The organism is Pseudomonas sp. Pso3, from assembly GCF_055393275.1.
In genome coordinates, this window is sequence record NZ_AP043687.1 from 3,972,620 (window position 1) to 3,997,822 (window position 25,203).

Here is a 25,203-nt window from a genome sequence, read left to right on the forward strand (position 1 = left end):
CTAGGACATCTTTCCGTCTTCACAAGGACGCGGACCCTCGCATGAGTATTCACTCCGATGCTGCCGATGCCGCGGTAGCCGATCAGGCGGGCGCGCTCAGCGCTCCTGCCCGATTGGGCTTGCTGCGTTTCGAGCGTCTGAATGAAGCCTCCTGGGCGATGCTCTATCTCGATTCCCGCTGCGAAGCCAGCCTCGGCCTGCCCGCCCAGGCGCTGTGCTCGCTCATCGATGCCCCCTATGCCAGCCTGATGGAGCCCAGCGTCCGTCATCGGCTGCACGAAGACATCCAGCTGCAACTGGCCGAACACGGCAGCTATCAGGTGCGCTACCTGTTCCACTCCCCCACGGCGCCCTGCCAGGTCGTCGAGGTCGGCGAGAGTCTGCAGCGCCATGGTCGCCCGCTGCTGCGCGGCTATCTGCTGCGGGTGATGAACGACGACGCCCTGGCCGGCGAATGGGAAGCCCATAATGTGGCCCTGCGCTCGACCCTGGCCCTCCTGCAGGACAGCCAGGATCACAGCCAGCAACGCCTGGCGATGGCCCAGGCGCGGCAGACCCTGTTGCTCGAATTGTCCCGCCTAGCCCTGCGCCAGGCGCCGGTGGACGACGACCTGGTGCAGCTGCTGCGCGCCCAGGGCCCGGCCGCCTTTGCCGTGGACGAACTCAGCCTGTGGCGCTACGAGGGCAATGGCCTCGTCACCCTGTGCAAGGAAGAACGCCTGCCGACCCTGTGCAGCGACCACCGGCGCCGGTTGCGCGAGCAGGGCGTGATCGAAGACGCCAGCCAGGTGCTGCACCCGTCCCACAGCGGAGGCGGAACGGCGCTGGACGTGGCACTGCTGCACGACGGTCAACTGACCGGTTTGCTCTGCCTGCGACGGGACCGAGTGGCCACCTGGGAAGCCGAGGACGTCACCTTCGCTCGCAGCCTGGCGGAATGCCTGGCCGCCCTGCTCCAGCAACCGCAGCGCCCGTCCAAGCTCGCCCACCCCCTGACCCGGGTGATGGAAGCCAGCAACGATGCCTTCCTGCTGCTGGATGCCAGCGGTTGCCTGGAGCACGCCACCGACAGCTTCGCGCGGATCACCGGCTATCCCATCGGCAAGCTCCAGGGGCTTCACGTCGAATCCCTGCCCGCCCTGGAAAACTGGGGCGAGCTGCTCTACGAAGCCTGGCAACGCCTGGCGCACCAGGACAGCTGGCAGGGCGAACTGCGCTGCTATCGCCGGGACGGCGAGAGCTACTGGGGCCAGCTGTCGCTCTCCAAGATCAAGCAGCCCAATGGCGACCTGCAGGGCTATCTGGGCATCTTCCAGGACACCAGCAAGACCCGCTTCGCCCAGCAGCACAACGACGAATTGGTGTTTCGCGACAGCCTCACCGGGCTGGCCAATCGCAGCCACTTCATCGCCCGCCTGGAAGCCCGCCTGGAGCAGTCCAATCCCAACCGCGAACACTCGCTGCTGCTGGTGGACGTCGACAACTTCAAGAGGGTCAACGACAGCCTGGGGCATCGTATCGGCGACCAGCTGCTGGTGGGTCTGGCCCGGCGCCTGCGCAGCGCCCTGGGCACGGGCGCGCTGATCGCCCGCATCGCCAGCAACGAATTCGCCGTGCTACTCGAAGGCATGGACGCGGTCGCCGCCGACAGCCTGGCCCGCGACACCCTGGTGGCCCTGGATCCGCCGCTCTATGTGGAAGGCCACCCGACTCTGATCAGCTGCTCGATCGGCCTGACCACCGCGCGACCGCACGAGACCGATCCGCAGACCCTGATCAAGCACGCCGGCCTCGCCCTGCACCGAGCCAAGGCCACTGGCGGCCATCAGGTCCAGGTGTTCACCGAGGCGCTGATCGCCGAGGCCAGCAACAAGCTGTTCGTGCAGAACAACCTGCGCCGGGCCCTGGAGCAGAACGAACTGCTGGTGCACTACCAGCCCAAGGTCTGCCTGAAACGCGCCAAGTTGCTGGGACTGGAGGCCCTGATCCGCTGGCAGCACCCGGAAAAGGGCATGATCCGCCCGGATCAGTTCATCAGCATCGCCGAGGAAACCGGGCTCATCGTGCCCATCGGCAAATGGATCATCCGCGAGGTTTGCCGCCAGCTGCACCGCCTCGACGCCGCCGGCTTCGACGATCTGCAGATCGCCATCAACCTGTCGCCCAAGCAGTTCACCGATCCCGACCTGGTGCAGTCCTTCGTCACCATCCTCGACGAGGAGGGCATCGCGCCCAAGCGGCTGGAGCTGGAACTGACCGAAAGCCTCCTGCTGGATGCCACCGACGCCACCCGCAACACCCTCGAAGCCCTCAAGCACCTGGGCATGAGCCTGGCGATGGACGACTTCGGCACCGGTTATTCGTCGCTCAGCTACTTGAAAAAATTCCCCATCGACGTCATCAAGATCGACAGGAGTTTCATCAAGGACATCCCGGACAACCAGGACGACATGGAAATCACCTCCGCGGTGATCGCCATGGCCCACAACCTGCGGCTGCAGGTGGTTGCCGAGGGCATCGAGACGACCGAACAGCTGGCTTTCCTGCGCCACCATCGCTGCGATATCGGCCAGGGCTATCTGTTCGACAAGCCCATCCCGGCCGACCAGCTCGACGCCGCCCTGGCGCGTTACCTGCCGACGCGCTGACCCGCCGCGCGGACTGACCCCGCTGCCGCGATTTTGCGTACACTGAGCCTTTCGCCTGGCCCTTTCCCACGAGGTATCCCATGGTCCTGCGTTCCGAAATCCTGACCAAGAAGACCCATCTGCCCGCCGCCGAGCAGGCACTGCCCGGCCGCGAGACGGCCATGGCCGTACCCGCGGCCCACTATGTCAACGGCAATCCGTTGCAAGGCCCCTTCCCCGCCGGCCTGCAGAGTCTGGTGGTGGGCATGGGCTGCTTCTGGGGCGTCGAGCGGCGCTTTTGGCAACAACCCGGCGTCTGGACCACCGCGGCCGGCTATGCCGGCGGCCATACCCCCAACCCCACCTACGAAGAGGTCTGCTCCGGCCTGACCGGTCATACCGAGGTGGTGCTGGTGGTGTTCGATCCGGCCCAGACCTCGCTGGAGGCGCTGCTGAAGATCTTCTGGGAAGCCCACGATCCGACCCAGGGCATGCGCCAGGGCAACGACGTCGGCACCCAGTATCGCTCGGCCCTGTATTACGCCGACGACAGCCAGCGGGAAGCCTTCGAAGCCAGCCAGGCCGCCTTCCAGGCGCAACTGGCCGAAGCCGGCTATGGCGAGATCACCACCGAGATCGCTCCGCTGCCGCCCTTCTACTACGCCGAAGCCTATCACCAGCAATACCTGGCGAAGAATCCCAACGGCTACTGCGGCCTGGCCGGTACCGGTGTCTGCCTGCCGCCCAGCCTCGCGGTCTGATCCCGAGCCGCTGCGGCGGCTTTCTTTGTTGGGCTGCGGCGGTAGCGCCGCCTCAACCCAACCTGCGCCAGGCTCTTCCCGTAGGTTGGGTTGAGCCCAGCGAAGCCTAACGGTCCCGGCCTCGCTATTCCGCGATCAGCCAGTCCAGTCGCCAGCTGCCTTCACCCTGGGCCAGGTGCTCGGCCAGCCAGGGCAGCAACTCGCGCAATTCTTCCTCCAGCCCCCACGGCGGATTGACGATGGCCAACCCCGAGCCGTTGAGCCGGGAGGGATCGTCCGCCGCGCGGATCAGCAACTCGACATTGAGCAACTTGGGCGCGCCGCTGGCCTGCAGCCCGGCATGGAAGCGCCTCAACTGGCGGCGATCCTTGATCGGATACCAGAGCGCGATCACCGTCTGGCGCATGCGGCCGACGGCCTCAGCGACCGCCTTGGCGCAGCGCTCCAGCTCGTCGGTCTTCTCGAAGGGCGGATCGATCAGCAGCAGGGCCCGGCGTTCCGGCACCGGCAGCAGCGCCCTGGGCAGCAGCCAGCCATCCTTCTGGTGCACCGCCACCCGGCGATCTCCAGCCATGTTTTCCTTGAGCAGACGACCGTCCTCGGGGTGGAGCTCATTGAGCAGCAGTCGATCCTGAGGGCGCAGCGCCTGGCGCATCAATTCGGGCGAACCCGGGTAGTAGCGCAGCGCGCCATCGGGATTGAGCGCCGCCACCGCTTCGCGATAGCCGACAAAGGCCGCCGGCGCGGATTCCAGGGCCCACAGACGTCCGATGCCTTCGCGCCATTCGTCGGTACGGCTGGCCTGGTCGCCGGCCAGGTCATAGCGACCCACGCCGGAATGGCTGTCCAGATAGACGAAGGGCGTCTCCTTGCGCGCCAGCAGCGCGGCCAGGCGCAACAGGGTGGCGTGCTTGAAGACATCGGCGTGATTGCCGGCGTGGAAGGCGTGTCGGTAATTCATGGGATACTCCAGCGTCAGCCCTACAGTGTACCGCCTTCCTCGGGCACCCGCGGCGTCGCGCTTTGACACCCCGGCCACCCAGCGGGTTAAATCCCCTGGTTCTTCAATTCTTTACCCCAGGAGTCACGCTTGGACGCTGTCACCATCAACAGCTTGTTCTTGATCGGTGCGGTGCTGATCGGCCTGTCGATTCTGGTCAGCTCGATTTCCTCGCGGGTCGGCATCCCGATCCTGGTGATCTTCCTGGTGGTCGGCATGTTCGCCGGCGTCGACGGCCCCGGTCACATCGCCTTCGACAACTATCCGATGGCCTACCTGGTGGGCAACCTGGCGCTGGCAGTGATCCTGCTCGACGGCGGCATGCGCACCCGGGTGTCGAGCTTCCGCGTGGCGCTCTGGCCGGCACTGTCGCTGGCCACCGTGGGGGTGATGATCACCACCGGCCTGACCGGGGTCGCCGCCGCCTGGCTGTTCGACCTCAGCCTGCTGCAGGGCCTACTGATCGGCGCCATCGTCGGCTCCACCGATGCCGCCGCGGTGTTTTCCCTGCTCGGTGGCCGCGGTCTCAACGAACGGGTCACCGCGACCCTGGAAATCGAATCCGGCAGCAACGACCCCATGGCGGTGTTTCTCACCGTCACCCTGATCGAGATGCTCGCCAGCGGCCAGAGCGGCTTCAGCTGGAGTCTGCTGGGCCATTTCGTCAGCGAATTCGCCATCGGCGGGGTGATCGGCCTCGGCGGTGGCTGGCTGCTGCTGCAACTGATCAACCGCATCCACCTCGCCGACGGCCTCTACCCGCTGCTGGCCATCAGCGGTGGCCTGCTGATCTTCGCCCTGACCAACGCCGCCCATGGCAGCGGCATTCTCGCCGTCTACCTGGCCGGTCTGCTGATGGGTAATCTGCCGATCCGCAGCCGCCACGGCATGCTGCACATGCTCGATGGCATGGCCTGGCTGGCGCAGATCGGCATGTTCCTGGTGCTGGGCCTGCTGGTGGAGCCACACAACCTGCTGCCCATCGCCCTGCCCGCCCTGGGCCTGGCGCTGTGGATGATCCTGGTCGCCCGCCCGCTGTCGGTGGCCATCGGCCTGCTGCCCTTCCGCGCCTTCCATGACCGCGAAAAGGCCTTTATCGCCTGGGTCGGGCTGCGCGGCGCAGTCCCCATCATCCTGGCGGTGTTCCCGATGATGGCCGGGCTGCCCCAGGCCCAGCTGTTCTTCAACGTGGCCTTCTTCATCGTGCTGGTGTCGCTGCTGGTGCAGGGCTCCAGTCTGCCGCTGGCGGCCAAGCTGCTCAAGGTGACGGTGCCGCCGGAACCGGCGCCCTTCTCCCGCGCCGGGCTGCAGGTCCATCCGACCAGCGAGTGGGAGCTGTTCATCTATCGTCTGGGCGCCGAGAAGTGGTGCATCGGCGCCGCCCTGCGCGAGCTGAAGATGCCCGAGGGCACCCGTATCGCCGCGCTGTTCCGCGGCGAGACCCTGCTCCACCCCTCCGGCAGTACCACCCTGGAAGCCGGTGACATCCTCTGCGTGGTCGGCCACGAACACGACCTGCCGGCCCTGGGTCGGCTGTTCAGCCAGGCCCCGCAGCAGACCCAGAGATTCTTCGGCGACTTCGTCCTCGAAGCCGACGCCGAACTCAGCGCCGTGGCTGCGCTCTACGGCCTGCAACTGGGCGAGGTGGACGGCAACCAGCGCCTCGGCAGCTTCATCACCCACGAGATCGGCGGGGAACCCATCGTTGGCGACCTGGTGGAATGGAACGGCCTGGTGTGGATCGTCGCGGCCATCGAGAACAAGCGCGTGCGCAAGGTCGGCGTGAAGTTTCCCGAAGGGCGCAACAGCGGGCCGGCGCTCTTTCTTTAACGATGGATGAACAGGGTTCGCGGCTTGAGGGGTGCTGCCTTGCACCCCAGGCAGCCTGGCTTTAACCTCGCGCCTTTCCACTGCCCGACGCCTGCCGCATGCACCGCCTGTCCGCTCTGCTTCGCGCCGCCACACTCTGCGGCTGCCTGTTCACCCTTCCCGCCGTCGCTCAGGATTCCGGGCCGCCGGATGCCCAGCAGGTGCAGCAGAATCTGAACGGCCTGGCCGATCGCAAGCTGCCCGCCCCCGAGCAGAGCGCCGCCCAGGACAGCCTGCAGCAGACCCTCAAGCTGCTCGACCAGCGCGACCAGTACGTCAAGCAGCTGGCCGATCTGCGCCAGCAACTGGCCCAGGCGCCGCAGCAGACCAAGGACGCCCAGCGGCAACTGGCGCGGCTGCGCGCCGAACCGATCAAGCCGGCCGAACAGCGCTATGCCGGCGCCACACCCCAGGCCCTGGAGCAGCGCCTGAGCGAGACCAGCCTGGCGCTCAACAGCGTGCAGGACGACCTCAATGCGGCCAACAGTCTGGTGATCAACGCCCAGACCCGCCCCGAGCGCGCCCAGGTGGACATCGCCAATCTGCAGACGCGCCTGCAGCAGATCGCCGATCTGCTCAAGGCCGGACGCGAGAACGCCAAGCCCCTCACCGCCGAGCGGCGCGGGCAGTTGCTGGCGGAACAGGCGGCCGCCAATGCGCAGATCCAGCTGCTGCGCCAGGAACTGGCCGGCAACAGTGTGCTGCAGGATCTGGGCGCCATCCGCCGCGAACTCTTCACCGAGCAGGTCAAGCGCTACGAGCAGGAGACCCTGGACCTGCAGACGCTGATCAGCGGCAAGCGCCGCCAGCAATCGGAAAAGACCCTGGCCGAAGCCTCGCGCGAATCGGAAAAGACCGCCGGGGACGATGTGCTGTCCCAGGAGACCGGGCTCAATCTGCAACTGTCCGACTACCTGCTGCGCGCCACCGATCGCCTCAACGACCTCAATCGCCGCAATCTCGAGTCGCGCCAGCAGCTGGATCAGCTCAAGCAGACCACCGAGAACATGGAACAGCAGATCGGCGTGCTCAAGGGCAGCGTGCTGCTGTCCAAGCTGCTCTATCAGCAGCGGGCGGCGCTGCCCTCCGTCAAGGTCAACAAGGACCTCACCGACGACATCGCCGATCTGCGCCTCTATCAGTTCGAACTCAATCAGCAGCGCGCCCAGATCGCCAATCCGGAAGGCTATGTCGACAATCTGCTGGCCCAGCAGCCGCCGGAAAAGGCCACCCCGCAGCTGCGTCAGCAACTGCTCGACCTGCTCAAGACCCGCAGCGAATTGCAGGAGCGTCTCAACACCGAGCTCAATGCCCTGCTCAGCGAATCCATCGATCTGCAGCTCAACCAGAACCAGCTGCGCAGCACCATCACCAGCCTGCGCGGCACCCTCGACGAGCAGATGTTCTGGATTCCCAGCAACAAGCCGCTGGACTGGAACTGGGTCAAGACCGCGCCCCGCAAGCTGCTGCAGCAACTGCGCGACGTGCCCTGGGGCTCAAGCCTGCACGAACTCTATGTCGGTCTGGCCGAGCGGCCGCTGCTGCTGCTGCCGCTGGTACTGGCTTTCGCCACCCTGATCTGGCAACGCCCGCGCATCCATGGGCGGGTCAACAAGCTCAACCAGGACATCGGCCACTATCAGCGCGACAGCCAGCTGCACACGCCCCAGGCCATCCTGCTCACCATCCTGCTGGGCCTGCCGGCGAGTCTGGTGCTCTGGCTGGGCGGCGTGGCCCTGGAGGGTGACGAACGCGGGGTCAACGCCGCCATCGGCGCGGCGCTGCTGGAGATCGCCGCCGGCTGGCTGGTGTTCTACACGGTGTATCGCCTGCTGGCCTCCGGCGGCGTGGCCGAGACCCACTTCCGCTGGGCGCGGCCCCAGGCGCAGTCGCTGCGCCGGCTGGTCAGACGGGTGGGTCTGCTGGCCCTGGCGCTGATGGCGGTGGTGGCCATCGCCGAGCGCCAGCTCGCCGGCCTGGCCGACGACGTCCTCGGCATCCTCATCGTCCTGGTCGCCTATGCCAGCCTGGCCTGGATGCTCGGTCGCTCCCTGCTCAATGCCACCGCCCGCGAGCGCCTGCCGTTCTTCCGCCTGCTGCTCGGCCTGATGATCACCGCCATTCCGGCCGTGCTGTTCTTCGCCGTGCTCTTTGGCTACTACTACACCGCGCTCAAGCTCACCGATCGCCTGGTGGACACCCTCTATGTGCTGATGGCCTGGATCATCCTCGAAGCCACCCTGGCCCGCGGCCTGAGCGTGGCTGCGCGGCGCCTGGCCTACCAGCGCGCCATCCAGAAGCGCCAGGCGCAGCAGGAAGACGCCGAGGGCGTCGAGGTGGTGCAGGAGCCGACCCTGGACATGGAACAGGTCAACCAGCAGTCCTCGCGCCTGCTGCGCCTGACCCTGCTGCTGGCCTTCCTCGGCGTGCTCTACCTGGTCTGGGCCGATGTGGTGGCGGTGTTCTCCTACCTGGACAACGTCACCCTCTACCAGTACACCAGCGGTACCGGCGCCGCCGCCACCCAGGTACCCCTGACGCTGCGGGTGTTCATCATCGCCCTGGTGATCGCCGGTCTCACCGTCGCCCTGGCGCGCAACCTGCCGGGCCTGCTGGAGGTGCTGGTGCTGTCGCGGCTGAATCTGGCCCAGGGCAGCGCCTACGCCACCACCACCCTGCTCTCCTACGTCATCGTCGGCTTCGGCACCGTGACCACCCTGGCGACCCTGGGGGTGAGCTGGGACAAGCTGCAGTGGCTGGCCACCGCCCTCTCGGTCGGTCTGGGTTTCGGCTTGCAGGAGATCTTCGGTAACTTCATCTCCGGCCTGATCATCCTCTTCGAGCGCCCGGTGCGCGTCGGTGACCTCATCACCATCGGCAACGTGACCGGTACGGTGAACAAGATCCGCATCCGCGCCACCCATATCACCGACGCCGACCGCAAGTCGGTGGTGGTGCCGAACAAGACCTTCGTCACCAGCCAGCTGATCAACTGGACGCTGACCGACACCGTCACCCGTATCGTGCTGACCTTCGGCGTCAATCGCGGCAGCGACCTGGCCCAGGCGCAGCAGCTGATCATGCAGGCGGTCAAGGAGAATGCGCGGGTGCTCCACGACCCCGAACCCTCGCTGTTCGTCACCCACTACGGCGCCACCACCCTGGATCACGAACTGCGCATCTATGTCCGGGAACTGGGCGATCGCAGCGCCGCCACCGATGAGCTGATCCGCCGGGTCGACCAGCTGCTGCGCGACGCCGGCATCAACCTGCTGTCCACGCCGCAGATGGAGATCACCCTGAAGAATCGACACGGAGCGGAGAAACAACTGGGCAAAAAGCCTCTCCTACCTGAAGGGGATGCCCAGCAGGAGGCCGAGGATCCCAAGCCACCCAAGGCCTGACGGCCCCTGCGCGGATAGTTCGGGAGACCCATGAAACAGCTGCTCGACCTGACCTTCGACAACAGATTCGCCCGCCTGGGCGATGACTTCTCCACCCGTATCGACCCCCGGCCGCTGGACGATCCGCGGCTGGTGGTCGCTTCGTCCGCCGCCCTGGCCCTGCTGGACCTGGATCCGGCGGTGGCCGAGACGCCCGAGTTCACCCAGGTGTTCGCCGGGGCCCAGCTCTGGGACAGCGCCGAGCCCCGGGCAATGGTCTATTCCGGCCATCAGTTCGGTTCCTACAACCCCCGCCTCGGCGATGGCCGCGGCCTGCTGCTGGGCGAGGTGGTCAACGACCGCGGCGAGCACTGGGATCTGCACCTCAAGGGTGCCGGCCTCACGCCCTTCTCGCGCATGGGCGACGGCCGCGCCGTGCTGCGCTCCTCGATCCGCGAATTCCTCGCCTCCGAGGCCCTGCACGCCCTGGGCATCCCGACCACCCGCGCCCTGTGCGTGATCGGCTCCAGCACCCAGGTGGTGCGCGAGCGGCTGGAAACCGGCGCCACCCTGTTGCGCATGGCCCCCAGCCATGTGCGCTTCGGCCACTTCGAATACTTCTACTACACCCGCCAGCACTCGCTGCTGGAGCAACTGGGCGAACACGTCCTGGCCGCGCACTTCCCCGACCTGCTTGGCACCGCGGAACCCTGGGCGGCGCTGTTTCGCGAGGTGGTCGAACGCAACGCCCGGCTGATCGCCTACTGGCAGGCCTATGGCTTCTGCCACGGGGTGATGAACACCGACAACTTCTCGATCCTGGGTCTCACCTTCGACTTCGGCCCCTTCGCCTTTCTCGACGACTTCGACGCCCAGTTCATCTGCAACCACTCCGATCACACGGGGCGCTACTCCTACAGCAACCAGGTGACCATCGCCCACTGGAACCTGGCGGCCCTGGCCCAGGCCCTGACGCCCAAGGTGGCGGTCGAGACGCTGCAGGAGAGCATCGCGCTCTTCCTGCCGCTGTATCAGGCGCACTACCTCGACCTGATGCGCCGGCGTCTGGGTCTGCAGGAAGCGCACGACGAAGACCAGGAACTGGTCGAACGCCTGCTGGCCCTGATGCAGCAGGGCGGTGTGGACTATCACCTGTTCTTCCGCCAGCTGGGCGAAGACGAACCCGCCGCGGCGCTGGCCCGGGTGCGCGAGGACTTCATCGACCTGCGCGGCTTCGACGACTGGAGCCAGGCCTATCGCGCCCGCCTGGACGCCGAAGGCGGCGCGGCGGCCGAGCGCACCACCCGCATGAACGCGGTCAATCCGCTGTATGTGCTGCGCAACTACCTGGCCCAGCAGGCGATCGAGCAGGCCGAAGCGGGCGACTACAGCGAGGTGCGCCTGCTACACGAGGTGCTGTCACGCCCCTTCGAAGCCCAGCCGGGACGCGAACGCTTTGCCCAGCGGCCGCCGGACTGGGGCAAGCACCTGGAGATCAGCTGCTCGTCCTGAGAGCCTGCTTATAACCTGCTGCGCGTCGGCCAAACTGCGTTGAAAAGGCTCTGGAAGGCCAGCCCCGTCGGAATGCTCATTTACCACTCGTAAGCTCGCGCGCGAGCCCGGTCCGCTTCCTCAAGCCTTTTTGCGGGGCCGCCCAGGCCTTGTTTGTCTCTAGCTCGCGAGATTATAAAAAGGCTCTGAGAGCTAACCGTATCTAGGCGCCGTTGACCTGGAAGACGTGCCTTAGATAGTGCAGGAAGTCCGGCTCGCCGCCCTGGGCCTTGCCCGGGGCGTCGGAGATCTTCGCCACCGGCTGGCCGTTGCAGCGACTCATCTTGAGCACCATGTTCATCGGCTGCACTCCCGGGATGTCGCAGGTGAAATGGGTGCCGATGCCAAAGCTCACGTTGATCCGCTCGCGCAGGGCCCGGAACAGGGCGAGGGCCTTTTCCAGATTGAGCGAATCGGAAAACACCAGGGTCTTGGTCAGGGGGTCGATGCCCAGCTGCTGATAGTGGGCGATGGCCTTTTCCGCCCACTGCAGGGGATCGCCGCTGTCATGGCGCAGGCCGTCGAACAGCTTGGCGAAGTAGAGATCGAAATCGCGCAGGAAGGCCTCCATGGTGATGGTGTCGGTCAGGGCGATGCCGAGTTGTCCGCGATACTCCCGTACCCAGCAGTCGAGGGCGGCGATCTGGCTGTCGATCAGCCGCGGACCCAGTTGCTGGTGCGCCATCAGCCACTCGTGGGCCATGGTACCCAGGGGCGCGACGCCCAGCTTCCAGGCCAGGTGGACGTTACTGGTGCCGACGAAGCGACCGGGGAAGTCGTCCCTGAGGCTGCGCACCACCATCTCCTGCACGCCATAGGAGAAGCGCCGCCGGGTGCCGAAGTCGGCCATCTTGAATTCGGCCAGCTCGTCGGCGCCCGCCTCCCGGGCCAGCCAGTCGAACTTGCGATAGAGCTGATCCCGGGCCACCTGCAGCGGCAGGTCGGCATGGCGCTGGCGATTGCGCACCTCGCTGATCAGCGCCAGGATCGGCACCTCGAACAGGATCAGGTGCAGCCAGGGGCCTTTCAGGGTCAGGGTGAAGCGCCCCTCCTCCTCACCGAGGAACACATAGGAGGGATTGAAACGGAACAGTCGCAGGAAGCGGATAAAGTCGGGGGTAATGAAGGGGATGCGCTCGAGAAAGGCCAGCTGGTTGTCGCTGATGGCGACATCGGCCAGGGCATCGATCTCGGCCTGGATGGCCGCGTGGTAGGGACGCAGGTCTTCGTCGTTGCGACAGCGAAAGGCCCACTCGACTTCCGCATTGGGATAGTTGTGCAGGACGGCCTGCATCATGGTGAGCTTGTAGAAGTCGGTGTCCAGCAGGCTCTGCACGGCCTGCTCGGAAAAACTATCGGCCATCATTGGCGGGGGCTCGGCAGCTAGAAGTCAGACGACAGGATGCCCAACTTGCCGAGGAAGCGAAAGGCGCTTGACCGCCCGGGGGCCTAGCGGTTGTGGGTCTGGGTCATGCCGAAGAGAAACAGCAGCAGGTCCTGGCTACCGGTGCTGGAGGTGGTCAGGCTGCGGGCGACCGGTGTCTGGCAGTAGTCCAGACCCTCGCTGCCCACCACTGCAGCTGCCGGCCGTAGCCAGCTCGCATAGGCCAGGGTGGTGACCCCGCAGAAAGCCGCGATCAGCAAACCTCGAGTAATTTGTGAAGTCATGGCTCCAACCCTCTGATCTTCCGTCCCAACGCCTGTTGGTAAACGTAGAGGAGAGTTCGCCATTGCGCAGCATTCCACGACGAATGGCGGCGCAATTGCAGCATATCCCGACGAGCGGCCGTGTCTATGCCGAGGCGCTGGCGACATTTCTCCAGATCGAGCAGGGCCACCGAGAATTCCTTGCCCTGGGGACCGGCTCGTTCGGCGACGAAGATGTGCTTGGGATAGAGGCAACCGTGCTGCCAGCGATGCCGGTGCATGCGCGCCAGCACCTCACCGAGGGTGGCCAGGAACCGCTCGTGCTCGGCCTCGCTGAGCGCCTTGCCACCGCCTTCGGCATACCAGTGATCGAGGTCCTGGTAGCCTTCCAGGGCCGCGCTCACCAGCAGGGCGCGCCAGCCGCCCTGGGCATGCTGGGCAGCGCAGAACAGCAATTCGGGAACCTGGATGCCCAGATCGCGAAAGGCGATCAGCGCATCGCGCTCGCGCAGGGCGGTGGGACGCCCCAGGGGGTGACGCAGGCTGCGATAGAGGTGGCCGACCTGGCGCTTGACGTAGGCCAGGGTACCGTCAGGGAGTTGCAGGCGCTGGACACCGCTTTCGCCACCACGGCGGACGTTGGGCGCTTCCACCCAGTCGCCCGCGGTATTCCACCAGCGATCGAAACGCTCTTCGCCTTGCGTCACGGCTCCCATCGGCTGCCTCTCTTATTCTGAAATAGCTTCAATTGGCCTTGCGCAGGACGTAGACCCGCCACATGGCATAGCCCGGCAGGAAGTCCAGGGCCCGGTCGACGACGAAGCCGGCCTGGGCGACTTCCGCCTCGAACTGGCTGCGCTCGACGATGAATCTGTTCTGATAACCGCCGCGGTCGCGGCCCTGAGCCTTGCGACGACGTTCCAGTGCCTGACGCCGCCAGGCCTTGAAGTTGCCGTCCACCCACAGCGACAGGATGACGCTGTCGCGGGTCACCCGGTGGAACTCCTGCAGCAGGGCCAGACGGTCCGCCGATTCGCCCACGTGGTGAAACAAACGCATACAGAAGATGCAATCTACAGAATTGTCGGACAGGTCGATAGCGAAAGCCGACGTCTGTAGCGTCTTCACCCGGGCCACGACGTCCGCGGGCTGCTGTTCACGGGCGGTGGCCAGCATGTTTTCCGAGTAGTCGGCACCGATGATCAGGCGATTGCGCTTCTCCGCCAGCAGCGGCCAGAAACGGCCGGCGCCACTGGGCAGATCCAGCACCAGATTGGGTTGGCCGGCGATGCTCAGGGCCTGCCGGGCGAGCTGCTGGTCGCGCCAGTTGGACAGGCGCCGGGCCAGGCCGTCCTGATGCTTCAGAAAATACTGGCGGGCGTGGTCGGCGTCGTACTTTTGCGAAAAGGGCAGGTCGATGGGCGCTTTCACGGAGGCGGCTCCTGAGGGAGTGGAGAAGTGCCGCCACCCTACCCAGGCCGCTGTCAAACCGCGGTCAAGGCGTTGTGAAAATTCTGTAACCTCAGTCCGCTAGGCTGTCGCTGCCCAGCGCTATCTCGAAGCGACAGCCACCCGCCGCGCTGTCACCCAGGGTCACGGTCCAGCCTTGCAGCTGGCAGATCCTGCGGACCAGCGACAGCCCCAGCCCGAGGCCTTCGCCACGCCCCTCGGCGCCCCGCACGAAGGGCTGGAACATCGCCTCGCGCTGCTCCTCGGGAATGCCAACGCCGCTGTCTTCCACCACGAAGCCGTCCGCTCCGACCTGCAGGCCGATATAGCCCCGCTCGGTATAGTGCAGCGCATTGCGCAGCAGATTGCTCATCACCGAGCGCAGGAAGGGCTCGTGCCAGAGCGCCTGGTCGGCCTCCGGCGCCACGCTCAGCCGCCACTGCAGGCCCTTGGCTTCCACCGCCGCCTGCCATTCCTGCGTCTGGCGCCGCGCCACCTGGGCCAGGGTGGCACGCGGCGCCTGGGTGTCGTTGTCGCCCTGGTTGCGCGCCAGGGCGAGAAAGGTCTGCACCAGCTCCTGCATCTCCCGCGCCGCGCGGGTCATGCGCTCCAGCGGCCCCTTCGCCCGGGCTGGCAGGTCCGGCGTGGCCTCGAGCAATTCGCAGGAGGAATTGATCACCATCAGCGGGGTGCGCAACTCGTGGCTGACATCGCTGGTGAACAGGCGCTCCCGCGCCAGGGCGGCGCGCAGGCGATTCAGGGCGTCGTCGAAGGCGCCGGCCAACTCGCCGACCTCGTCCTTGGCATAGTCCGGCGCCAGGGGCGGCGTCACATCGAGCAATTGATCACGCCGGCGCACCTGACGCGCCAGCCGCACCACCGGGGCGATCACCCGCCGCGACAGCGCCCAGCCCAGCAGCCAGGCCAGGGCCACGCTGATCAGGAAGCCGACCAGCACCACCTTGTAGAGCAGCCGTTCGCGCGCCTCGAAGTCGCTCTGGTTCTGCAGCAGGACGAAGTGATTGCCTTCCAGCTCGGCCACATAGGCATAGAAGTACTGCTGGTCCTCCTCCACCTCGCTGAAGCCGGCCGGCAACTCGCGCAGGTGGGCAGGCAACTGCGCCACCTCGGCGAGGGGCACGAAATACAGGCGCATGTCGGGATCCAGCACCGGCTGACCACCGCGTTTCATGTCGCGCTGCACCATGCGCTCCAGTTCGTTGCGCAGGTCGGTGGAGATCAGCCGCTCTTCCACGGTGTGCACCACCGCGACGATGCCCAGGGAAAACACCCCGCCGACCAGGAAGGTCATCAGCACGAAGGCGATGACGATCCGCCGTGACAGGCTCAGGTGGTATTCCATGGCTACTCCTGCTCGACCAGTTTGTAGCCCACTCCGTGAATGGTGCGCAGCAGCGGCTGCTCGAAGGGCTTGTCGATCACCTGGCGCAACTGGTGGACGTGGCTGCGCAGGCTGTCGCTGTCGGGGTAGTCCTCGCCCCATACCGCCTCTTCCAGCACCTCGCGCCGCACCACGTGGGGCGACTTCTGCATCAGCAGGGCGAGGATCTTGAGGCCGATGGGATTGAGCTTGAGCGGCTTGCCGGCGCGACTGACCTCCAGGGTGTCCAGGTCATAGCTGAGATCGGCGACCTGCAGCTGGCGGCGTCCGCCGCCCTTGGCCCGGCGCATCACCGCCTCGACGCGAGCGGCCAGTTCGGACAGGGCGAAGGGCTTGACCAGATAGTCGTCGGCGCCGGAGCGAAAGCCTTCCAGGCGATCATCGAGCTGATCGCGAGCGGTGAGCATGATCACCGGGGTGTCGCGGCGGGCATCCTGGCGCAACCGCTGGCAGAGGGTGTAGCCATCGATGCCGGGCAGCATGATGTCGAGGATCAGCAGATCATAGTGCTCGGTCGCGGCCAGGTGCAGGCCGGACAAGCCATCCTGGGCGCAATCCACGCTGTAGCCCTTGAGGCTGAGGTAATCCAGCAGGTTGCTGAGGATGTCCTTGTTGTCTTCTACCACCAGGATACGCATGTCGCTGACCTCATTGCCCGAGTCCGCTGCGGGCCTCGTTGTCGTCTGTTCGGCACAGAGCCTAACCGGCCCCGGCGACCGCGACCAGCGCGGCGGCGGCGCGCTGGGTGGGAGCATCGAGGATCACCGGCCATAAAAAACCCCGGTGTCCGCGAGGAGCACCGGGGTTCGGCTCGGCCCTAGGGCCGGAGCGGTTCTTACATCATGCCGCCCATGCCACCCATGCCGCCCATGTCGGGCATGGCCGGGGCTGCGTCGTCTTTCGGCAGCTCAGCCACGATGGCTTCGGTGGTGATCAGCAGACCGGCGATGGAGGAAGCGGCCTGCAGCGCGCTGCGGGTCACCTTGGCCGGGTCGATGATGCCGAATTCCAGCATGTCGCCGTATTCGCCGGTAGCGGCGTTGTAGCCATAGTTGCCGCTGCCCTGCTTGACCTTGTCCAGCACGACGGAGGCTTCGTCACCGGCGTTGGTCACGATCTGGCGCAGGGGCGCTTCGACGGCGCGACGCAGGATGTTGATACCGGCGTTCTGCTCTTCGTTGATGCCTTTCAGGTCTTTCAGAGCTTCCAGGGCACGCACCAGGGCGACACCGCCGCCAGGCACCACGCCTTCTTCCACCGCAGCACGGGTCGCGTGCAGGGCGTCTTCAACGCGGGCCTTCTTCTCTTTCATCTCGACTTCGGTGGCAGCGCCAACCTTGATCACGGCAACACCGCCGGCCAGCTTGGCCAGACGCTCTTGCAGCTTCTCCTTGTCGTAGTCGGAAGAGGTTTCTTCGACCTGGGCACGGATCTGCTTGATACGGGCCTGGATGTCGGCTTCGACGCCAGCGCCGTCGATGACGGTGGTGTTTTCCTTGTTCAGGACCACACGCTTGGCTTGACCCAGGTGCTCCAGGGTGGTGCTTTCCAGGCTCAGGCCGACTTCTTCGGAGATGACGGTACCGCCGGTCAGGATGGCGATGTCCTGCAGCATGGCCTTGCGACGATCACCGAAGCCGGGCGCCTTGACGGCAGCGACCTTGACGATACCGCGCATGTTGTTGACCACCAGGGTGGCCAGGGCTTCGCCTTCGACGTCTTCGGCGACGATCAGCAGCGGGCGACCGGCCTTGGCGACGGATTCCAGCACCGGCAGCAGTTCGCGGATGTTGGAGATCTTCTTGTCGACCAGCAGCAGCAGCGGGCTGTCCAGCTCGGCGGACATGGTGTCGGGCTTGTTGATGAAGTAGGGCGACAGGTAGCCACGGTCGAACTGCATGCCTTCGACGACGGACAGTTCGTTTTCCAGGCCCGAGCCTTCTTCGACGGTGATGACGCCTTCTTTACCGACCTTCTCCATGGCTTCGGCGATGATGTTGCCGATGCTGTCGTCGGAGTTGGCGGAGATGGTGCCTACCTGGGCGATGGCCTTGCTGTCGGCGCAGGGCTTGGACAGGTTCTTCAGCTCGGCGACGACGGCCGCGGTGGCCTTGTCGATGCCGCGCTTCAGATCCATCGGGTTCAGGCCGGCGGCCACGGACTTCAGGCCTTCGGTGACGATGGCCTGAGCCAGCACGGTGGCGGTGGTGGTGCCGTCACCGGCAGCGTCGTTGGCCTTGGAGGCCACGTCTTTCACCAGCTGGGCGCCGATGTTCTCGATCTTGTCCTTGAGCTCGATTTCCTTGGCGACGGAAACGCCGTCCTTGGTGATCAGAGGAGCACCGAAGCTACGCTCCAGCACCACGTTGCGGCCTTTCGGGCCGAGGGTGGCCTTGACGGCGTCGGCCAGGGTGTTGACACCGGTCAGCAGCTTCTTGCGCGCGGAGTCACCGAATTTGACGTCTTTTGCAGCCATGTTCTGTTTCCTCTAAGAAATTCGAAAAGTGAGCGGGGATCAGCCTTCGATGACGGCCAGAATTTCGGACTCAGCCATCACCAGCAGTTCTTCGCCATCGACCTTGATGGCGTTGCTGCCGGAATAGGGACCGAAAACCACCTTGTCACCCACTTTCACCGCCGGAGCACGGACATCACCGTTGTCCAGCACGCGTCCAGTGCCTACGGCAACCACTTCACCGCGGTTCGGCTTTTCGGCAGCCGAGCCCGGCAGCACGATGCCGCCAGCGGATTTGGTCTCTTCTTCGCTGCGACGAATCACAACGCGATCATGCAGAGGACGAAGCGCCATTGTCGTATCTCCCAAAGTTCTAAGTGTTTCCAGCGCCGATGACTGCATCGGCAGTTTGTTTTTACCGGCTGCGCCGGGTGCGCCCCGTGCATGACAGGACGCGAAACCTGCTCGCCTTGCGGCGACAACCTTGCGGTGTCCGCTACATGAGGTTGTCGCCAGGCATTTCAAGGGTGGGGGGCAAAATTTTTAGTGCTTTTGCTCGTCGCGGTGCACCACTTCACCTTCGATGACCTCGGGGCGATGGGGCGCGGCCTGACCGGAGCCCGGCTGATGGCCCTGGTAGCCCTGGGCACCGGGGTTGCGCCGGGTCACCCGGCCGATCACCGCGCCCAGCAAGGCCTTGCGGGTCACCGGCAGGAGGCAGACGAGCGCCAGGACATCGCTGATGAAGCCCGGAAAGATCAGCAGGGCGCCGGCGATCGCCAGGGTCAGACCCTGGATGACCTCCTGCTCCGGCATCTGCCCCTGGGCCAGGCGCATGCGGATGCGCCAGAGGGTGGTGAAGCCGGCGACGCGCAGCAGGGCGACGCCGACCAGAAAGCTCAGCAACAGCAGGGCGAAGGTGGCGAGCACGCCGATTTCGCTGCCGATCTTGATGAGTACGGCCAGTTCCACAAAGGGGAACAGCAAGAAGAGTAAGGCGGTCACGCGCATCTCGGGTCCTTCACGGTGGAAGCCGGTTGAAAGTCAGGAGATGGAGGCGGCCGAGCCGATTTCAAGGTGGCCGCCCGACGCCGCCCGGAAACGCAAAGGCCGCGAAAATCGCGGCCTTGACGGATTGGCGCCTGCCTAGGGAAACATGACGTTACCAGGACACGCCGACACCGGCGGTGTACTCGGTCTGGTTGACGTTGCCCTCGGCACCGCTGGTCAGTTCCTTGGACGCCTTGAGGTTCAGCGACGCCCAGTTGGTCACCTTGTATCTCAGGCCGACATCGCCGTCGAAGGTGAAGTTGGCGGTGTTGTCCAGCGGCCGGCCCAGTTCACCATTGGTGAAGAACTGGATGGTCTGGCCGTACAGGTAGCGGTTGTAGTCCCACTTCACGCTCGCCGAGAGGAACTGGTCGGAGCCGCCGTCCGAGTACTCGTAACGGTTGTGGTTGAGCAGGCCGGTAAGGGAGAAGGCACCCAGCTCGTTGTCCCAGAACTGGTAACCGGGACCGGTACCCAGGGTGCGCTGCTTGGCCAGGTCCTGGATCCAGTCGCGCTTGTATTCGGCGCGGCCCTGCCAGAAGAATTTCTCGTCGAAGAAACGATCCAGGGCGTACTGCAGACCGTACTTGCTGGTCGAGACCACGTCGTCGGTCTTGTAGCGGTCATAGCTGCCGTTGGCGTTGTGCCGCCACATACCGTGCCGGGCCTGGGTCTTGAAGTCGATGTCGTACTTTTCGCTGTCCTGGGACGAGCTGATGTAGTCCAGACCGGCGTCGATGTTGCCCTTCCAGGCGAAGTCGCGCAGGAAGGGACGCGGCGGCACGATCTGGGTGATGCTGGCCAGGGGCACGGTCTGCTGGCCGTCGGCGGTACTGACCACCACCTGACCGTCGTCGGCCGGCTTGAGGCTTTCCACCGGGAAATCGGGTTCGTACTTGCCGCGCTGGACGATGACGGGCTTGTCACGCTGCAGGGTCTTGATCTTGTCCCAGGACAGGGGAATGTTGCCGCCGTATTCGGTCTGCAGGAGCAGCTTCTTGCTGTCGAGCAGCTTGATGGTTCCGGTCAGGCGGTCGCCGTTCTTCAGCCAGACGGTATCGGCATGGGCGAAGGAGGCGAGTGACAACATCGCGAGCGAGGAGAGCAATCGAAAACGCATGGGCACCAGGACACCTTTGGGTGGACTTGGGTGGAAAGGTAACGAAACGAGAGGGGCGCGATTATCCGGGTGCCGGAGACCCGCGCAACCGTTCCTGGGTAAAAGTTAGGCAAGTTTCCGCAAATACTGCCCAAAGGTCGGACGTCTTGGGAGAATGTGGCAGCTCGACACGTTTCAGCACCACCGTAACCAAACTTTTCGGCACACTGGCACTCTTCTCCCCCGGAGCAGCAGGGCGTCATGAGCGCATCCCCTCCCCTCGAACCCCGGCGTCAGGCCGTCTTCCTGGCGCTGGCCGCCATTCCCGCGGGACGGGTGGTCAGCTATGGCCAGCTGGCGGAGCTCGCCGGCCTCGGTCGCGGCGCGCGCTGGGTGGGCTGGGTGCTGGGACGCCTGCCCGAGGGCAGTGCCCTGCCCTGGCACCGGGTGATCGCCGCGGACGGCCGCCCGAGCCTGACCCGCGACAGCCCCTCCGGCCGGGAGCAACGCGAGCGTTTGCGGGCCGAGGGCGTGCTGCTGCACGAGGACCGGGTGGACATGCGTCGGTACCGGTGGAATCCAGCTGAGAGTGTCGAGTAGAGTGCGCGTTTTTTCCGAGCCCAAGGGCATGTTTGCACGTTTCTGGCGTGAAGCCGTCACCACCTACAAATCCAGGGCCTGCCTGGCCCTGCTGCTGCTGGGCTTCGCCGCGGGCCTGCCGGCCATGCTGGTGTTTTCCACCCTGTCGGTCTGGCTGCGCGAAGCGGGCGTGAGTCGCGAGACCATCGGCTACGCCAGCTGGATCGGCCTGGCCTATGCCTTCAAGTGGGTCTGGTCGCCCATGCTCGACCTCTGGAAGCTGCCGCTGATCGGCAAGCTCGGCCGTCGCCGCTCCTGGCTGGTGCTGTCGCAGATCCTGGTGGGTCTGGGGCTGATCGGCATGGCGCTGTGCAATCCGCAGCAGCACCTGGAGCAGTTGATCGCCCTGGCGGTGCTGGTGGCCTTCGCCTCGGCCACCCAGGACATCGCCGTGGACGCCTATCGCCTGGAGATCGCCGACGACGACCGCCAGGCCGCCCTCGCCGCCTGCTACATGACCGGCTATCGAATCGCCGCCCTGCTGGCCAGCGCCGGGGCGCTGTTTCTTGCCGAGGAGCTGGGCTCGTCCCGCCTGGGCTACAGCCAGAACGCCTGGGCCACCACCTATATGCTGTTCGCCCTGCTGGTCCTGCCCGGCCTGGTCACCAGCCTGTTGATCCGCGAGCCCGAGCCGGTGGCGCCCATGGCCATGGCGGAATCGCGCTTCGGCTTCAATCACCAGCTGGTGGCGGTCGCCCTGCTGCTGGTGATGCTGGTCTCCATCCCCGCCGCCATCAATGCCGCCATCGCCCAGGCCTGGCCGCGCGCCCTGCTCTACAGCCTGTTCATCGTCGGCTGCCTGTCGCCCTGGGGGCGCTATTGCTCCAAGCCGCTGAGCGATCTCATGCGGCGCATGCGCGAACCGCTGCGACTGCGCGATGCGGCCAATGCCGAAGAGCTGCCGCGCTTCGACTTCGTCCACCAGATGGTCTCGGTGATCCTGCTGATCGTGCTCATCGTCGCCGTCACCGGTGGCCTGTCGGCGCTGGCCGGCGGCTACTGGCCGCGCGGCCTGATGTACGGCCTGATCGCCTGGCTCTGCCTCACCGCGCCAGGACGCCGGCTGATGGCACCGGTGCTGACGCCCATCACCGAATTCATCCAGCGTTACCAGTGGCAGGCGCTGCTGCTGCTCGGCCTAATCTCCACCTATCGGCTGTCGGACACGGTCATGGGCGTGATGGCCAGCGTCTTCTATATCGACGTGGGCTACAGCAAGGAAACCATCGCCGGGGTCAGCAAGATCTTCGGGGTGTTCATGACCCTGTTCGGCGCGGGCCTGGGCGGCGTGCTGATCACCCGGGTGGGGATCCTGCCGATCCTCTTTCTCGGCGGCGCCGCCTCGGCGCTGACCAACCTGCTGTTCGTGGTGATCGCCTCCACCGGCGCCAACGTGCCGCTGCTGATCGCCACCATCTGCGCCGACAACGTCAGTGGCGGCATGGCCACCTCGGCCTTTGTCGCCTACCTGTCGAGTCTGACCAACCTCAGATTCTCGGCCACCCAGTACGCCATGCTCAGCTCGCTGATGCTGCTGTTGCCGCGGCTCTTGGGCGGCTACTCGGGGGCCATGGTCGAGCACGTCGGCTACAGCTCGTTCTTCTCGCTGACCGCCCTGATGGGGGTGCCGACGCTGCTGCTGATCGCGGTGCTCTGGCTGCGCCAGCGGCGGACCGCGATACCCAGCGGTCCTTCCGGCAGCGGCCACTGAGACCGGGGCGGCCTACGGCCGCCCCGACCTGCCCTAGGCTTCGCCGCGCGCGGCCGCGGCGGCGCGCTCGTCGCCCTTGTCGTCGATCACCTTGACCACCCGGCTGGGCAGCGCGATGTCGATGCCTTCGGCCCGCAGGCGATCGCGGATCTGCTCGTTGAAGGTGAACTGGGTGCCCCAGAAATCGCTGTTGGCGGTCCAGCAGCGCAGCGACACGGTGATGAAGGTGTCGCCCAGGCCAGCCACCACGATGGCGGGTGGCGGCGTCTCCAGCACCCGCGGATCCTTGGCCATGTCGGCCAGCACCTGCTTGGCCTTCTGCAGATCGGCGTCGTAGCCGACCTTGACGTCGAAGACGATCTGCCGCGTCGCCTGGCGCGACTGGTTGGTGATGATGCCGTTGGACAGGTTGCCGTTGGGCACGGTGACGGTGCGGTTGTCGCCGGTGCGCAGCACGGTGTGGAAGATCTGGATCGAATCCACGGTGCCCTGCACGCCCTGGGCCTCGATGTAGTCGCCGATCTTGAACGGCCGGAACAGCAGGATCAGCACCCCGCCGGCGAAGTTGGCCAGGCTGCCCTGCAGCGACAGGCCGATGGCCAGGCTGGCGGCGCCGAGGGCGGCGACGAAGGAGGTGGTGGCGATGCCGATCATGGAGGCGACGCTGATCACCAGCATGACCTTGAGACCGATGTTGACCAGGGTCACCACGAAGGTTTCCAGGGCCTGGTCCATGTGCCGCGCGGTGAACAGCGCGGCCAGTCGCCCGGTCAGGCGATTGATGATCCACCAGCCGATCCACAGGGTGATCAGGGCCAGTACCACCTTGCCGCAATATTGCAGGATCACCGGTAGCCAGGCCATGAAGGCCGTCAGCAGGTGATCGGTCTGGGCACTCAAATCCATCGTCTACCTCTCCACGCACAAGAAAAAAGTCGGGCGCGGCCTGAATGGCGGCGCCCTATGTGCGACGGACGGTAGCCCGAGAGGTTCCGAAACGCGGCTCAGTCGCGGAAGTTGTCGAACTGCAGCGGCATGCCCAGGGACTGGCCGCGCAGCAGGGCGATGACCTCCTGCAATTCGTCGCGTTTCTTGCCGGTGACGCGCACCTGTTCGCCCTGGATGGCGGCCTGGACCTTGATCTTGCTGTCCTTGATCAGGGCGACGATCTTCTTCGCCAGCTCCTTGTCGATGCCCTCGCGCAGGGTGGTCTCCTGCTTCACGGTCTTGCCGGAGGCATAGGCGTCCTTGACCTCCAGGCACTGGACGTCGATCTTGCGCTTGGCCAGGTTGACTTTGAGGATCTCCAGCATCTGCTCGAGCTGGAAATCGGCGTCGGCGGTCAGAGTGACGGTAAGGTCCTTGGCCTCGAAGCTGCCCTTGCCGCGCAGGTCGTACCGGCGCTCGAGCTCCTTCATGGCGTTGTCCACGGCGTTGGTGACTTCGTGCTTGTCCAGCTCCGATACGACGTCGAAGGAAGGCATGGATTTTCTCCTCGGTTGGGGTGGGGCAGCCTTGACGCTGCAGCCTGACCGACCATTATAACGACTGGCCCTCTTCCTCAGGAATCCGACCATGCGCAAGGAATCGACACTGGAGTCACAGCTGTGAGTTGGCACGTGCTGGGCGCCGGCAGTCTCGGCGGACTCTGGGCCGCGCGGCTATTTCGCGGTGGCGAGCCGGTCCGGCTGATCCTGCGCGATCGCACGCGCCTGGCGCAGTATCGCGCCCGCGGCGGCCTGCAACTCAGCGAAGGCGACACCACCAGCCTCTATCCGCTGCCTGCCGAGACGCCCGAGGCCGGCAATCCGATCCGCCGGCTCATCCTCGCCTGCAAGAGCTACGACGCCGAAGAGGCCATCGCCAGCGTCGCCGCGCGCCTGGAACCGGAAGCCGAGATCCTGCTGCTGCAGAACGGCCTGGGCAGCCAGGACGCCGTCGCCGCCCGGGTACCGCGGGCGCGCTGCCTGAGAGCCAGCACCACCGAGGGAGCCTATCGCGAGACCGATTTCCATGTGGTCGCGGCCGGTGCCGGGCAGATCTGGATCGGCGACCAGCTCGGCAGCCATACCCCGCCGCCCTGGCTGGATACCCTCGCCGAGCTGGGTTTCCCGGTGCGCTGGACCGACGACATCGACGCCCGCCTGTGGCGCAAGCTGGCGATCAACTGCGCCATCAATCCGCTGACCGTGCTCTATCGCTGCCGCAACGGCGAATTGCGCCAGCATCTGCCGGAGGTCACGGCGCTCTGCGACGAACTCGCGGCGCTGCTGGAAGCCATGGGCCTCGCCCCGGCGGCCCAGGGGCTGCAGCAGGAGGTCGAGGCGGTGATCGCCGCCACCGCCCACAACAGATCCTCCATGCTGCAGGACGTGGAGCGCGGCCAGCGCACCGAGGTGAGCTACCTGCTCGGCCACGCCCTGCCGATCGCCGGACGGCTGCGCCTGCCGGTGCCGCACCTGACCGAGCTGCAGCAGCGCCTGCAGGTCCGGCTCGCGGAGCGTGGATTGCCCGTCGATTAGCAGCGGGCTACCCTGCCCGCTTCCCTGTTGCCACGGCT

The 25,203-nt window shown here is 65.8% G+C and carries 21 protein-coding genes; 8 read left to right on the forward strand and 13 right to left on the reverse strand.

What is annotated here, in order from left to right; translation table 11 throughout:
* Positions 1-41: 41 nt before the first annotated feature.
* Positions 42-2,648: a putative bifunctional diguanylate cyclase/phosphodiesterase gene (locus tag ACZ5R1_RS18685; protein WP_115946778.1), complete on the forward strand. Its 2,607-nt coding sequence runs from the start codon at positions 42-44 to the stop codon at positions 2,646-2,648.
* An 80-nt stretch (positions 2,649-2,728) separates the two neighbouring features.
* Positions 2,729-3,388: a peptide-methionine (S)-S-oxide reductase MsrA gene (gene msrA, locus ACZ5R1_RS18690; RefSeq protein WP_007161945.1), complete on the forward strand. Its 660-nt coding sequence runs from the start codon at positions 2,729-2,731 to the stop codon at positions 3,386-3,388.
* A 124-nt stretch (positions 3,389-3,512) separates the two neighbouring features.
* On the opposite strand, the gene ACZ5R1_RS18695 is transcribed toward msrA, so the two are convergent.
* The gene (locus ACZ5R1_RS18695; protein ID WP_074585022.1) at positions 3,513-4,349 is read right to left on the reverse strand and encodes a 23S rRNA (adenine(2030)-N(6))-methyltransferase RlmJ; all 837 of its coding nucleotides are present in this window, start codon (positions 4,347-4,349) and stop codon (positions 3,513-3,515) included.
* 129 nt (positions 4,350-4,478) lie between these two features.
* Between ACZ5R1_RS18695 and ACZ5R1_RS18700 the strand changes: the two genes are divergently transcribed.
* The 3 genes from ACZ5R1_RS18700 (at position 4,479) to selO (ending at position 11,152) form a co-directional block, all read left to right on the forward strand.
* Positions 4,479-6,218 (forward strand): potassium/proton antiporter, encoded by a 1,740-nt coding sequence (locus tag ACZ5R1_RS18700; RefSeq protein WP_027598543.1) that lies wholly within the window; start codon positions 4,479-4,481, stop codon positions 6,216-6,218.
* A 98-nt stretch (positions 6,219-6,316) separates the two neighbouring features.
* Entirely contained in the window at positions 6,317-9,661 is a 3,345-nt protein-coding gene (gene mscK / locus ACZ5R1_RS18705; protein ID WP_115946777.1) for a mechanosensitive channel MscK, read from the forward strand.
* A 30-nt stretch (positions 9,662-9,691) separates the two neighbouring features.
* Entirely contained in the window at positions 9,692-11,152 is a 1,461-nt protein-coding gene (selO, locus tag ACZ5R1_RS18710) for a protein adenylyltransferase SelO (RefSeq protein ID WP_115946776.1), read from the forward strand.
* Between the two features lie 202 nt (positions 11,153-11,354).
* Here the strand turns inward: selO and pncB are convergent, their stop codons facing one another.
* From pncB to ACZ5R1_RS18760, 10 genes are all read right to left on the reverse strand, one after another.
* Positions 11,355-12,557 carry a nicotinate phosphoribosyltransferase gene (gene pncB, locus ACZ5R1_RS18715; RefSeq protein WP_115946775.1) on the reverse strand — a complete coding sequence of 401 codons (1,203 nt, stop codon included), beginning with the start codon at positions 12,555-12,557 and terminating at the stop codon, positions 11,355-11,357.
* 83 nt (positions 12,558-12,640) lie between these two features.
* Positions 12,641-12,859: a hypothetical protein gene (locus ACZ5R1_RS18720; RefSeq protein WP_027598539.1), complete on the reverse strand. Its 219-nt coding sequence runs from the start codon at positions 12,857-12,859 to the stop codon at positions 12,641-12,643.
* Positions 12,856-13,554: a lipopolysaccharide kinase InaA family protein gene (locus ACZ5R1_RS18725; RefSeq protein ID WP_027598538.1), complete on the reverse strand. Its 699-nt coding sequence runs from the start codon at positions 13,552-13,554 to the stop codon at positions 12,856-12,858. Before ACZ5R1_RS18725 ends, ACZ5R1_RS18720 begins: the two co-directional genes overlap by 4 nt.
* 28 nt (positions 13,555-13,582) lie before the next feature.
* Positions 13,583-14,269: a class I SAM-dependent methyltransferase gene (locus tag ACZ5R1_RS18730; RefSeq protein WP_007161937.1), complete on the reverse strand. Its 687-nt coding sequence runs from the start codon at positions 14,267-14,269 to the stop codon at positions 13,583-13,585.
* A 91-nt stretch (positions 14,270-14,360) separates the two neighbouring features.
* Complete coding sequence (locus ACZ5R1_RS18735; RefSeq protein WP_027598536.1) at positions 14,361-15,650, reverse strand: sensor histidine kinase; 1,290 nt, start codon at positions 15,648-15,650, stop codon at positions 14,361-14,363.
* A gap of 2 nt (positions 15,651-15,652) precedes the next feature.
* Positions 15,653-16,327 carry a response regulator transcription factor gene (locus ACZ5R1_RS18740; protein WP_007161935.1) on the reverse strand — a complete coding sequence of 225 codons (675 nt, stop codon included), beginning with the start codon at positions 16,325-16,327 and terminating at the stop codon, positions 15,653-15,655.
* 197 nt (positions 16,328-16,524) lie between these two features.
* A complete protein-coding gene (groL, locus tag ACZ5R1_RS18745; RefSeq protein WP_027598535.1) occupies positions 16,525-18,165 on the reverse strand; it encodes a chaperonin GroEL in 1,641 nt (546 codons plus the stop codon).
* A 39-nt stretch (positions 18,166-18,204) separates the two neighbouring features.
* Positions 18,205-18,498: a co-chaperone GroES gene (locus ACZ5R1_RS18750; RefSeq protein ID WP_007161933.1), complete on the reverse strand. Its 294-nt coding sequence runs from the start codon at positions 18,496-18,498 to the stop codon at positions 18,205-18,207.
* A gap of 189 nt (positions 18,499-18,687) precedes the next feature.
* On the reverse strand, positions 18,688-19,155 hold the full coding sequence (locus ACZ5R1_RS18755) for an FxsA family protein (RefSeq protein ID WP_027598534.1): 468 nt from the start codon (positions 19,153-19,155) through the stop codon (positions 18,688-18,690).
* A gap of 151 nt (positions 19,156-19,306) precedes the next feature.
* Positions 19,307-20,314 carry a DUF481 domain-containing protein gene (locus ACZ5R1_RS18760; protein WP_115946774.1) on the reverse strand — a complete coding sequence of 336 codons (1,008 nt, stop codon included), beginning with the start codon at positions 20,312-20,314 and terminating at the stop codon, positions 19,307-19,309.
* A 240-nt stretch (positions 20,315-20,554) separates the two neighbouring features.
* On the opposite strand from ACZ5R1_RS18760, the gene ACZ5R1_RS18765 reads away from it, so the two are divergent.
* Positions 20,555-20,893, forward strand: coding sequence for an MGMT family protein (locus tag ACZ5R1_RS18765; RefSeq protein WP_007161930.1), 339 nt, complete (start codon positions 20,555-20,557; stop codon positions 20,891-20,893).
* A 28-nt stretch (positions 20,894-20,921) separates the two neighbouring features.
* A complete protein-coding gene (locus ACZ5R1_RS18770) occupies positions 20,922-22,643 on the forward strand; it encodes an AmpG family muropeptide MFS transporter (protein ID WP_042136920.1) in 1,722 nt (573 codons plus the stop codon).
* A 33-nt stretch (positions 22,644-22,676) separates the two neighbouring features.
* Here the strand turns inward: ACZ5R1_RS18770 and ACZ5R1_RS18775 are convergent, their stop codons facing one another.
* Complete coding sequence (locus tag ACZ5R1_RS18775) at positions 22,677-23,549, reverse strand: mechanosensitive ion channel family protein (RefSeq protein WP_027598531.1); 873 nt, start codon at positions 23,547-23,549, stop codon at positions 22,677-22,679.
* Between the two features lie 98 nt (positions 23,550-23,647).
* Positions 23,648-24,127 carry a YajQ family cyclic di-GMP-binding protein gene (locus ACZ5R1_RS18780; protein WP_017640080.1) on the reverse strand — a complete coding sequence of 160 codons (480 nt, stop codon included), beginning with the start codon at positions 24,125-24,127 and terminating at the stop codon, positions 23,648-23,650.
* 123 nt (positions 24,128-24,250) lie between these two features.
* On the opposite strand from ACZ5R1_RS18780, the gene ACZ5R1_RS18785 reads away from it, so the two are divergent.
* Positions 24,251-25,165 carry a putative 2-dehydropantoate 2-reductase gene (locus tag ACZ5R1_RS18785; protein WP_108582542.1) on the forward strand — a complete coding sequence of 305 codons (915 nt, stop codon included), beginning with the start codon at positions 24,251-24,253 and terminating at the stop codon, positions 25,163-25,165.
* The last annotated feature ends 38 nt before the right edge of the window (positions 25,166-25,203 follow it).

Bases quoted from the DNA above. Each gene is read 5' to 3' on its own strand.
- ACZ5R1_RS18685 (WP_115946778.1), top strand. From the start codon at position 42: ATGAGTATTCACTCCGATGCTGCCGATGCCGCGGTAGCCGATCAGGCG.
- msrA (WP_007161945.1), top strand. From the start codon at position 2,729: ATGGTCCTGCGTTCCGAAATCCTGACCAAGAAGACCCATCTGCCCGCC.
- ACZ5R1_RS18695 (WP_074585022.1), bottom strand. From the start codon at position 4,349: ATGAATTACCGACACGCCTTCCACGCCGGCAATCACGCCGATGTCTTC.
- mscK (WP_115946777.1), top strand. From the start codon at position 6,317: ATGCACCGCCTGTCCGCTCTGCTTCGCGCCGCCACACTCTGCGGCTGC.
- selO (WP_115946776.1), top strand. From the start codon at position 9,692: ATGAAACAGCTGCTCGACCTGACCTTCGACAACAGATTCGCCCGCCTG.
- pncB (WP_115946775.1), bottom strand. From the start codon at position 12,557: ATGATGGCCGATAGTTTTTCCGAGCAGGCCGTGCAGAGCCTGCTGGAC.
- ACZ5R1_RS18720 (WP_027598539.1), bottom strand. From the start codon at position 12,859: ATGACTTCACAAATTACTCGAGGTTTGCTGATCGCGGCTTTCTGCGGG.
- ACZ5R1_RS18725 (WP_027598538.1), bottom strand. From the start codon at position 13,554: ATGGGAGCCGTGACGCAAGGCGAAGAGCGTTTCGATCGCTGGTGGAAT.
- ACZ5R1_RS18735 (WP_027598536.1), bottom strand. From the start codon at position 15,650: ATGGAATACCACCTGAGCCTGTCACGGCGGATCGTCATCGCCTTCGTG.
- ACZ5R1_RS18740 (WP_007161935.1), bottom strand. From the start codon at position 16,327: ATGCGTATCCTGGTGGTAGAAGACAACAAGGACATCCTCAGCAACCTG.
- groL (WP_027598535.1), bottom strand. From the start codon at position 18,165: ATGGCTGCAAAAGACGTCAAATTCGGTGACTCCGCGCGCAAGAAGCTG.
- ACZ5R1_RS18750 (WP_007161933.1), bottom strand. From the start codon at position 18,498: ATGGCGCTTCGTCCTCTGCATGATCGCGTTGTGATTCGTCGCAGCGAA.
- ACZ5R1_RS18755 (WP_027598534.1), bottom strand. From the start codon at position 19,155: ATGCGCGTGACCGCCTTACTCTTCTTGCTGTTCCCCTTTGTGGAACTG.
- ACZ5R1_RS18760 (WP_115946774.1), bottom strand. From the start codon at position 20,314: ATGCGTTTTCGATTGCTCTCCTCGCTCGCGATGTTGTCACTCGCCTCC.
- ACZ5R1_RS18765 (WP_007161930.1), top strand. From the start codon at position 20,555: ATGAGCGCATCCCCTCCCCTCGAACCCCGGCGTCAGGCCGTCTTCCTG.
- ACZ5R1_RS18770 (WP_042136920.1), top strand. From the start codon at position 20,922: ATGTTTGCACGTTTCTGGCGTGAAGCCGTCACCACCTACAAATCCAGG.
- ACZ5R1_RS18775 (WP_027598531.1), bottom strand. From the start codon at position 23,549: ATGGATTTGAGTGCCCAGACCGATCACCTGCTGACGGCCTTCATGGCC.
- ACZ5R1_RS18780 (WP_017640080.1), bottom strand. From the start codon at position 24,127: ATGCCTTCCTTCGACGTCGTATCGGAGCTGGACAAGCACGAAGTCACC.